This is a genomic window from Microcoleus sp., assembly GCF_049646505.1.
Taxonomy (GTDB): Bacteria; Cyanobacteriota; Cyanobacteriia; order Cyanobacteriales; family Microcoleaceae; genus Microcoleus.
Genome location: NZ_JBARVX010000473.1, coordinates 1 through 2,421, shown reverse-complemented (window position 1 = coordinate 2,421; position 2,421 = coordinate 1). Strand labels below are relative to the sequence as shown.

4 protein-coding genes are annotated in these 2,421 nt (G+C 42.8%); 3 read left to right on the top strand and 1 reads right to left on the bottom strand.

Annotation, left to right across the window (positions count from 1 at the left end; genetic code table 11):
* Positions 1 to 429: 429 nt before the first annotated feature.
* From WBA89_RS22750 to WBA89_RS22740, 3 genes are all read left to right on the top strand, one after another.
* Positions 430 to 594, top strand: coding sequence for a hypothetical protein (locus WBA89_RS22750; protein WP_424409656.1), 165 nt, complete (start codon positions 430 to 432; stop codon positions 592 to 594).
* Positions 542 to 937 carry an IS66 family transposase gene (locus tag WBA89_RS22745; RefSeq protein ID WP_424409654.1) on the top strand — a complete coding sequence of 132 codons (396 nt, stop codon included), beginning with the start codon at positions 542 to 544 and terminating at the stop codon, positions 935 to 937. The genes WBA89_RS22750 and WBA89_RS22745 overlap by 53 nt, the downstream gene beginning before the upstream one ends.
* A gap of 166 nt (positions 938 to 1,103) precedes the next feature.
* Positions 1,104 to 1,553 carry a hypothetical protein gene (locus WBA89_RS22740; protein WP_424409653.1) on the top strand — a complete coding sequence of 150 codons (450 nt, stop codon included), beginning with the start codon at positions 1,104 to 1,106 and terminating at the stop codon, positions 1,551 to 1,553.
* Positions 1,554 to 1,682: 129 nt separating this feature from the next.
* Here the strand turns inward: WBA89_RS22740 and WBA89_RS22735 are convergent, their stop codons facing one another.
* Positions 1,683 to 2,078: a pre-16S rRNA-processing nuclease YqgF gene (locus tag WBA89_RS22735; protein WP_424409652.1), complete on the bottom strand. Its 396-nt coding sequence runs from the start codon at positions 2,076 to 2,078 to the stop codon at positions 1,683 to 1,685.
* Between the last annotated feature and the right edge of the window lie 343 nt (positions 2,079 to 2,421).

The window sequence follows — 2,421 nt, the reverse complement described above, 5'->3', positions numbered from 1 at the left end:
AACAAAGTCGGGATAGGGCATTGCCACGACTATAAACGGGCGCAGAGACAGAGTAAGACTATTTCGGTAGCATCCGGAGCGTGAAGCGTCAAGAATCACCGCACTTTTAGGGCGGTGAGTATGTCAAAGCAAACAGCAGGTAGCCTGTTTAGCAGCCTTACCAATTGAAGTGGTGGAATATCAACGAGTCAAATGTCAATCTAATGAATGTGGAGCAATGGTGATGGGTTCACCAGCATCCGGGATAGTTCCTTGACTTGACTTAAGCATCGACCTACAAGCATTATTGGTATGGCTAGGTAATTATGGGCACATATCCTACTCCAAACAACAAGAGTTCTGCCGCGAACTAGGTGGAATCGACGCAGGGATAGGTACTTTACAAGGTTGAGTTCCGATGATTTTAGCGTATATAACGGTGCGATCGTCGTGGGAGCGCAACAAAAATGTCTGGCCCATCTACGGCGACAATTTAAGAAAGTTCTGCTTCTTAATTACGGTAACAATACAGTCGTCGCCTCTGCGTTCTTAGAATTAATTGATGAGGCATTTCGACAACATCGACTCCGGGCGCGAACAACCCCTAGAGCTTGATTATCACACTTGGGCGAGGGACTTTAAGCTCAGATTGGCAGAATTGTTAAATACTTGGCAAGGTCAGGTTGGTCATGCTGCTGGACTGTTACTGCCTTCGTTGCGTGAGAAAGCACATCAATGGTGGTACTTTTTAGACCACCCATCCATTCCCCCTGACAATAATTTAGCGGAACGTTCTCTGCGATTAGCCGTGACTAAACGTAAGGTATCTGGGGGTTCTCGGTCAATGTCTCGGTTTGAACAAACTGCTGATTTGCAATCTGTGATTCAGACTTGTCGGTTTCAGGGTAAAAGCGCAATGGCTTTTTTCCGTGATGCTATATCTGCCCAATATGAGTAACTTTTTCAGGCCTTCTCTTATTCCCCAATCAAAGACCTGAATCCTTACACTTAAATCTAGGGTGTACCGTGTTTCCTCCAAACTTCACCTCTGATATTAAATATTATTAATATCCAGAAATTATCGCTTAAGATGTAATTATATAGTTAAAACCAGGAGTGACAAGATGTTTTATAAAGAGCGAGTTCAAGTAATTAAAAGATTAGGTCTAGTTATGGCTGGCATTAGTGCGATTCCCTTCGGGATAGCTTCGCTTCACGGCATTTTGACTCTTCCAGCAGAAGCAACAGCACTAAATCAACCCGTATCTTCGAGTTTACCGCATTCTCGATCGTTCCAAATTGCTCAAGTTGAGGGATGTCCCAGGGCCGAAATGGTGCAATCTTTCGCAACAGCCAACTTTTCTATATACATTTGCAAAACTCAGGAAGGCGCTATTTTTTACCGCGGCCTCAGCAAAATAAATGGTAGCCAAATCAATGTGATGCAAGTAACAACAGGTGACGACGGAACTTATGAAGCGACTAACGGCAATATTATCTATTCGATTAACCCCGATCGCCTGCAAGTGCGGCAGAATGGTAAGCTAATCTTGACTGAAGCTGTCATCAAGTAACGCGAACTGTTATTCAACGATCGGATAAATTTAGGGTGTATTTGATTCACTTAAAAAAATCAAGAGAAGCAAAAACCTATTGATTCCTTAACAATCAAAGAGAATCAGTGGTAACAGTTATACAATTGACTAATTTTTGTTCAAATATCTCTCAATTAGGACGATCGCCACTATATCATCTACAGGCCGCGGCGGAGTCCGCATTCCCTGCGGAATCAAGCGAGAAAGTCCCGTCGGAGGGTACATTTCCCAGTAACGATCCTTCGCTTCTAAGCTGCTGAATCTCTCGTCAACCCGAACAATTTCAATCTCCGGCGACAAACTCTGCGTCAGTTTTTGTTTCCAACTCTTAGAAGTCGTTTGATCTCCGAGTACCAATAACTCAACGAGAAACTGTTCGCACAGAGATTGAATCGTAGAGATGGCTGATTCTGACGGTACTACTTGATGGTAGCAGAGGTTTCTGTCTCTACCCATGACGGCGATGCCGCACTTGTCTTTACCCGGATCGAAACCTAAAATCATATTTATTAGTTCTGTATTAATAAGTTGGTAGTTGCGCTGTTGTAGTCGAGGAAACCCAATCGCCAACCTATATCTAATCTGACACTTGCATTCTTGAATGTCTCAAAATCTTTTTGGGCGATCGCACTTATTTTACTTGACTTTTTTGCAGGATTGACATATTATATCATCATGGGAATCCGTGCGGCCATATAATGCCTAAAATCAGAAACCAAGTTTTTGTCACAAGATTTGCTTCCCAGTTTTGATTTATCGAAAAAACCAGGTTTCTTTCATATCAAATCCGGTAGCATCGGAATGATTCAGATATATATTCTCGGACTCTGTGTACTCTGTGTACTCT